This window comes from Kitasatospora sp. NPDC086801 (assembly GCF_044745805.1).
In the GTDB taxonomy this organism is placed as follows: domain Bacteria; phylum Actinomycetota; class Actinomycetes; order Streptomycetales; family Streptomycetaceae; genus Kitasatospora.
Map to the genome: position 1 here is coordinate 1 of NZ_JBIVAX010000087.1, position 6,290 is coordinate 6,290.

Here is a 6,290-nt window from a genome sequence, read left to right on the forward strand (position 1 = left end):
CCCACGAGCACGAGCGCCTCTATCCCACCCCCGATCAGCAGAACTACACCCTCACTGCTTGATCAGCAGCTTCACTCGAAACGAACCGCACCCAAATGAGATGGCTTCCTAACCTGCGCGTTGTCAGGCCTGATTGGGATTCGGGGCGGGTAGGCCCGATGCCTTGGTGGTGTGCCTGGTGAGGAGGGGATGGGCATCCCGCCGATCACGGTCTGACAAAGGGGGCCCTGGCCTGCGAAGTGCCATTTTTGCTGGGACGTCAGTGGTGAGGGTCTCATTGAAGATGGCATTTTCCAGGGGCGACGAGCGCGAGTTCCCGTGATCAGAACCTGCGGTGCCACCAGGCCAGTTCGGAAGCTGCCTGTGGTTCGTGATGGGTCCGCCGCAGCAACACCGAGTCCAGACCGTCGACCCGTGCTCGTAGTTCGCCTGAGGCTCGGGGCGGGAGCATGGAGATAGCCTCTTCGAGCTTGTCGCGGGCCCAGCCTTCGCCGCAGCAGACGCAGGTGAATTCGGCCTCCCATGGCTTCCAACGTCGCTGGGTTCCGTGGACTCGGGCGGACCACACGCTCACGGCCGTGGCGACGATGCCGGGTATCAGTCGATCGCGCTCCAAGCAGCGGATGGCTGCGTTTGTGGGTCCTGACACGCGCGGGACATCGCGGTAGCGCACCCATGGACTACTCCATGATCGTTGGCGCGATCGAAGTGATGCTGGCGTTCTATGCGGCATGGACCCTTCGGGTGTAGCTCCGGTGCTGCCTCAGGATGCGGTCGACCGGAGCTCGCAGGGCTGGTGAGATCAGTTCCAGGTCACGGTTGTCGCGCCCAGCGAGCATGAACAGGTCACCTCGGTGGGACGGACCGCCGACGAACGCGAACCCCCGAGGGCGGCCGGGCTCGCCTTGTGGGTCCATCGTGAACAGCCGACATGACTGCAACGGCAGCAGGCCGTAGAAAGGCGATGCTCCGCCCCCGCCCAGTGTGGTCAGGAAGCTGCGGTAGGGGTCCGGCAGTTCGATGTGGTGATCGGCCTCGAACTCGGTGACCTTCGCGTCCGGCAACGGGGGTTCGAGGCGGAACCCGTGCTCCTCTTCACCGAAGGAGTGGCTTCGCAGTGCGGCATAGGGCACCTTGGCCAGCTTGCGTCGGATGCGGGCGATCCGGGAGTCCATGCGAACTCTTCTCTCTGTCCTCCCGCAAACTACCGGCTCACCGGCAAGGGTGTCACCAGTGTGATCAGCTGCCCGTAAGCCAGTTGTGCCCGGCGTCATGCGCTGGGACCCTCCCCAAGTGACCAACATGAGCACGGAACTGCGATCCGAGGCCGGATGGAACGGTCCCTACTATCGCGTCCGAACCGATGGCTTCGAGACTTCCTTCCTCCCGAACCCCGGTGAGGCACTCGACGAGGTCTGCAACGTCGATGCTGAGGTCCAGCTCTCCGACGGCTCACGCTGGAGCGCAACAATCTTCACCGTCGCCGAGGTCAGCCGGTCGATGAAGAGATGGGAGGAGACAGGAGAAGCGGCAGGTGGTCGGTGCTTCTGGTGCTCGGACGGGCTGATCGTTCGAGATCCTGGCATCCGGGAGATGGTGACCGTGATCACCAAGCTGCTTGCTTCGGGAGAATTCGAAAGGGCCTTCCAACACCTGGACGACTCGGTGTGAGCTCTGAACGGTTGTCCCGTCGCGTTGAGCCTGTCTGTGGATCTTGTGGTGAGCTGCGGGGTCGCCAGGTGGGTTGAGAAAGCTCGACGCGGGATTCTCACTGCGCCTGGCTTCCGCGGAATCCGGGGGCGGTCGGCTCGTCGCTGCCGGGCGGGGTGTCGTGACGTTGGGAGGTCAGGTGCGGAGCAGGTCGGTCGAGACCACCCAGAGGCGCTCGGCGAGAGCGGGATCGAGCGCCCATTCCTTGACGCCGTGCGGGTGTTGCGCGAGGTCGGCGTCGTTCGGCACGGTGTAGGCCTCCTGCGAGTCATCGAGGTAGTGGCCTCCGGAGTGGGCGAACTGCGGAGCCACGGCCGCGACCATGGTGGTGGCGGCTCCCTGCTGGATCGTCTTGTACGTGAAGACGCCGGCGGCCTCGGCCGCATCGAGCGACTGCTTCTGCTGCGCGGTGAAGTTCCGCTGCAGACCCGTCGCCACCCCGCCCGGGTTCACTGCATTGGCGACGATGCCATCGGACGCCCACAGGCGGGTCGCCTCGACAGCGAACAAGGAGTTCGCCGTTTTCGACTGGGCGTAGGCAACCTGCGGGTCGTAGCTGCGCCGCTCGAAGTGGGGGTCGTCGAAGTCGATGCCAGAACGCATGTGCGCCGTCGAACTGACCGAGACGATCCGTGCCCCGTCGCGCTCGGACGCTCCGAGGACCAGGGCGTGGTGCAGGCCGATGGCGAGTGCGAGGTGACCCAGATGGTTCGTCGCGAACTGCAACTCCCAGCCCTCGCAGGTTCGTTCGAGGCTACCTGTGACCACGCCGGCGTTGTTGACCAGCAGGTGGAGCGGGCCGCTCCACGCGTCGGCGAACGACGTGACGGTGGCCTTGTCGGCGAGGTCCAGGTGGACGACTCGGGGGCGGATCCCTCCGGTCGAGCTCTCGATCGTTCCGGCGACGGCAACACCCACAGCCGTGTTTCGCACGGCGAGCGTCACCTGGGCCCCGGCTGCGGTTAACGCGCGAGCCGTCTCGATGCCGATCCCGGAGGAGGCTCCCGTCACGATCGCGCGGATGCCGGTGAGGTCAACGCCCTGCATCACCTCGTCCGCCGTGCTGGACGCGGTGAAGGACGTGGAGAGGGGTTCGCGAGCCGTCATAGCAGCGAGGCTATACACACTGAACTGAACTTGTATAGCTGGATCCCCCGCTCCTATGCTCGCCCCATGAGCAGTCCCGAGGCCGGCCCCTTGTCGTCGCCAACCACCGATACCGACCGTCGGACCACGGTTCTGGACTCCGCTCTGGCCACGTTCGCTCGATTCGGCTACCGGAAGACCTCGATGGAGGAAGTGGCGCGGGCTGCGCGCATCTCCCGCCCCGGGCTCTACTTTCTCTTCTCCTCGAAGGAGGCTCTGTTTCGCGCTGCGGCGACCCAGGCTCTGGAAGGCGACATCGCAGTGGTCGAACACGTCCTGGCCGATGTCGACCGTCCTCTTCCGGAGCGCCTCGTCGAAGCCTTCGACCAATGGGCGGGCCGCTACGTCGGCCCGCTGGCGCGCGATGTCGCAGTCGTCATCGAGGACAACCCCGACCTCCTCGGAGGGATCGCACAGACGGCTCCACGACGTTTCGAGGAACTGATCATGAATGCGATCGCCATCGAGTCAGGACAAGAGATGGCCACTGCCGTTGCACAGACGATGATCAGCGCATCGATCGGGCTCAAGTACCAGGCCACGACGCGGGAGTTCTACCTCGAACGCCTGAAGGTCGCCATCGAACTCCTGGTGCACTGAGGAAACGCGGTGTGCCGCTCGTGCCCAGAGCCGGTACCTCCGGCCCTTACGTACATGCCGCGAGCAACCGTGGCAGTAACGATGGGAACGCGGCCTACGTAGCGAGAGCAAGCCGCCTGCACGAGGGCGAAAGGTGTCCCGTCGCATGAGGTCTTGCAGAGATAGGGCCGTTGACCTGCGGGGTGACAGCGGAAGATTTCAAGTCCAGTGAGACGGTCGTGACGCTATGAGGTTTGTGGTGTGGGTTCGCGGCGCTTGGCGGGGTCGTTGATCCACGCGGTCTTGGGGATCTGGGGTGGTCTGGGGCGGCGGCCGAAGCGTTCGGGGTGCCGCGCGTAGGCCTCGGCGAGGGTGACGGCGCGCTGGTCGCGGATCTCCTCCGCCGTCCCGAAGTGGACGCTGGCGGGGGTGTGAAGTCCGATGCCCGAGTGCCGATGCTCGTGGTTGTAGTACGAGGTGAAGGCGTCGAACCATTCGCGGGCGTGGGCCAGGGATTCGAACCGTTCGGGGTAGTCGGCCATGTACTTGGTGGTCTTGAACTGGGCCTCGCTGTAGGGGTTGTCGTTGGAGACCTTCGGGCGCGAGTGGCTTCTGGTGACGCCGAGGTCGATCAGCAGCTGGGAGACCTTCTTGCTGGTCATCGAGGTGCCGCGGTCGGCGTGCACGGTGTCGGGGACGATGCCGTTGCACGCGATGGTCTCGCGGATCAACTCCTCGGCCCGTTCCCCGGATTCGGCCAGCTCAACGGTGTGGCCCACGATGTAGCGGCTGAAGATGTCGATGATGACGTAGGCGTGGTACCAGATGCCCTTGCTGGGGCCGGCAGCTTTGGTGATGTCCCAGGTGAAGACCTGGGAGGGTCCGTCGGCGACCAGTTCGGGCACCGTTTTGGCCGGGTGGGTGGCCTGGCGGCGGCGCTCACCGGACTGCCCCCGCTCGCGCGGGATCCGGTACATCGTGGAGACCGAGCAGTGGTAGCGCCCGGTGTCCAACTCACGGGCCCAGATCTGCGCGGGCGCCAGCTCCGCGTACTCGGGGCTGTTCATCAACTCCAATACCGCATCACGCTCTTCGGCTGTCAGGGCCGACGGCTGGACCTGCGGCGACCTTGGCCCGCGCACGGGCGGCGGCTTGAGCCTGCGGTAGTGGGTGGCCCGGGAGCGGCCGGTCAGCCGGCAGGCGGCCGTGGTGCCCAGCTCGTCTTCGACGCCGGTGAACGCCTCGTCCACAACGGGATCGGCGGCGTGCCTCAGTCCGCGCTCTCGGAGATCATTTCCAAGAGCGCCGACGCTTTTCCCAGGACCTCCAACGCGGCCTTGTTCCGGGCGAGCTCCTTCTCCAGCCGTTCCACCTGTCGACGCAGCTTCTCGTTCTCGACCTCGGCGGCGGACTTCTTCGGGCGGGCCGGGCTCGTGCGGTGGTCGGCCAGGTTCTCCAGGGCCCCGGCATCGCGTGCGGCCCGCCACTCGGTGACGTGCGAGTGGTACAGGCGCTCGCGGCGCAGGACCGCACCCTTCTCGCCCTCGGGCGCGGCGTCGTACTCGGCGACGATCCGCAGTTTGTACTCGGGACTGAACGTGCGGCGCTTCGGCCTGGGAGCCGGGTCGGCTGCGGACGGATTGGTGCTGGTCATCAGGGGTGAAACTCCTACTCGGGCCCTCTCAGGCTAACCCGACACAGCGGGATGTCTCACCCAAGGCTGACAGAGAGGGCAGGTTGGAGTGGGATTCGTGACAGGTCTGGCAGGTCGCCGCGGCTGTCGGCTCACGGGTTCCGGGGACGCGTCTCGTCGATCATGGCGGAGTCGGTGTGCCCTGAGCTGGGGTGCGTCAGGATGCTGAGACACCTGCCTCCACAGTTCTCATTGAAGGTGGCAGTTTCCTGGTTGCCTCGCCGAGGCAGGGCTTGGCCGCAGTCGGAGGAATTCGTTCGCAGTCCGAGGTGATCGCTTCTAATCAGGCGCGCTTGGGCCAGATCGGGCCCTGGTCGGTCCAGATGACGCCCTTGTTGCGGCACAGGCAGAAGGGGTGGCCGATCGGGTCGGTGTAGATCTGCCAGCCGTAGCCGTTGGGGCCGATGAAGTCCTGCCTTAGCGTCGCGCCGAGGTCGAGGACGCGGCGCTGCTCGGACTCGATCTCGTCCACTTCGAAGTCGAGGTGGAACTGCTTGGGGTGCTCGCTGTCGGGCCACTGCGGAGCGCGGTAGTCGTCCACCCGGATGAATGCCAGCTCGATCTCGCCGAACTGGATGCCAGCCCAGTCCTCGGAGCTGCCTTCCTTGATCGGACGGCCCGTCACCTCGGAGTAGAAAGCCGCCAGCTTCATCGTGTCCGGGCAGTCGATAATGAAATCGGTGAGTCGCAGCATCCCACGATCTTGACACAAGCTCACACCCGACTTCGAGACAGGCCCTAAGCAGCTCCGCTGAGGTCGGCCGCCCTGCCCCTGCCGCTCCGCAGCTCCCCCTGATCGTCCACACCGAGACGATGCCCACTGGGTTGAGACAAGCCACCTGAACCGAGACAAGAGCCACCCCAAAGCGGGACACCGTCTCACTCAAACCTGTCCTGGCCCCGTGCACCGCACGACCAGCCCGCAGATCAGTGCGACAAGCCCCGTTTCGCTGAGACCGGACAAAAGTGTCCTGTCCGGGTGAAGTTGTCAGGTAGCAACGCGCTGACCAGGTGTGAGACAACTTCATCCGGACGACCAGGCGTGGGCGTCCGGATGAAGTTGGTCCTCAGAGGGCGGAATGAGAGATTAAGTCCGTTCTGTCGTCGCCTGAACGTGTGGCCTTGCCGCCTCCGGCAGATCGCGGGGCTGGCGCCGTGCTGA

At 65.4% G+C, this 6,290-nt stretch carries 7 protein-coding genes; 2 read left to right on the top strand and 5 right to left on the bottom strand.

Annotation, left to right across the window (positions count from 1 at the left end):
* Positions 1–722: 722 nt before the first annotated feature.
* Complete coding sequence (locus ACIPLC_RS37970) at positions 723–1,175, bottom strand: SMI1/KNR4 family protein (protein WP_400477629.1); 453 nt, start codon at positions 1,173–1,175, stop codon at positions 723–725.
* Between the two features lie 127 nt (positions 1,176–1,302).
* Between ACIPLC_RS37970 and ACIPLC_RS37975 the strand changes: the two genes are divergently transcribed.
* Complete coding sequence (locus ACIPLC_RS37975; RefSeq protein ID WP_400477633.1) at positions 1,303–1,671, top strand: hypothetical protein; 369 nt, start codon at positions 1,303–1,305, stop codon at positions 1,669–1,671.
* A gap of 174 nt (positions 1,672–1,845) precedes the next feature.
* Here the strand turns inward: ACIPLC_RS37975 and ACIPLC_RS37980 are convergent, their stop codons facing one another.
* A complete protein-coding gene (locus ACIPLC_RS37980) occupies positions 1,846–2,817 on the bottom strand; it encodes an SDR family NAD(P)-dependent oxidoreductase (RefSeq protein ID WP_400477630.1) in 972 nt (323 codons plus the stop codon).
* 66 nt (positions 2,818–2,883) lie between these two features.
* On the opposite strand from ACIPLC_RS37980, the gene ACIPLC_RS37985 reads away from it, so the two are divergent.
* Positions 2,884–3,456, top strand: coding sequence for a TetR/AcrR family transcriptional regulator (locus ACIPLC_RS37985; protein ID WP_400477631.1), 573 nt, complete (start codon positions 2,884–2,886; stop codon positions 3,454–3,456).
* A 224-nt stretch (positions 3,457–3,680) separates the two neighbouring features.
* Here the strand turns inward: ACIPLC_RS37985 and ACIPLC_RS37990 are convergent, their stop codons facing one another.
* The 3 genes from ACIPLC_RS37990 to ACIPLC_RS38000 form a co-directional block, all read right to left on the bottom strand.
* Complete coding sequence (locus tag ACIPLC_RS37990) at positions 3,681–4,685, bottom strand: transposase (protein ID WP_400477632.1); 1,005 nt, start codon at positions 4,683–4,685, stop codon at positions 3,681–3,683.
* Positions 4,686–4,705: 20 nt separating this feature from the next.
* Entirely contained in the window at positions 4,706–5,089 is a 384-nt protein-coding gene (locus tag ACIPLC_RS37995) for a hypothetical protein (RefSeq protein WP_363576929.1), read from the bottom strand.
* A 322-nt stretch (positions 5,090–5,411) separates the two neighbouring features.
* Positions 5,412–5,822, bottom strand: coding sequence for a VOC family protein (locus ACIPLC_RS38000; RefSeq protein ID WP_363633471.1), 411 nt, complete (start codon positions 5,820–5,822; stop codon positions 5,412–5,414).
* Positions 5,823–6,290 lie beyond the last annotated feature (468 nt).

What these genes read in the sequence shown, in the direction of transcription:
- ACIPLC_RS37985 (WP_400477631.1), top strand. Translation starts at nt 2,884, where the DNA reads ATGAGCAGTCCCGAGGCCGGCCCCTTGTCGTCGCCAACCACCGATACC.
- ACIPLC_RS37995 (WP_363576929.1), bottom strand. Translation starts at nt 5,089, where the DNA reads ATGACCAGCACCAATCCGTCCGCAGCCGACCCGGCTCCCAGGCCGAAG.
- ACIPLC_RS37970 (WP_400477629.1), bottom strand. Translation starts at nt 1,175, where the DNA reads ATGGACTCCCGGATCGCCCGCATCCGACGCAAGCTGGCCAAGGTGCCC.
- ACIPLC_RS37980 (WP_400477630.1), bottom strand. Translation starts at nt 2,817, where the DNA reads ATGACGGCTCGCGAACCCCTCTCCACGTCCTTCACCGCGTCCAGCACG.
- ACIPLC_RS37975 (WP_400477633.1), top strand. Translation starts at nt 1,303, where the DNA reads ATGAGCACGGAACTGCGATCCGAGGCCGGATGGAACGGTCCCTACTAT.
- ACIPLC_RS38000 (WP_363633471.1), bottom strand. Translation starts at nt 5,822, where the DNA reads ATGCTGCGACTCACCGATTTCATTATCGACTGCCCGGACACGATGAAG.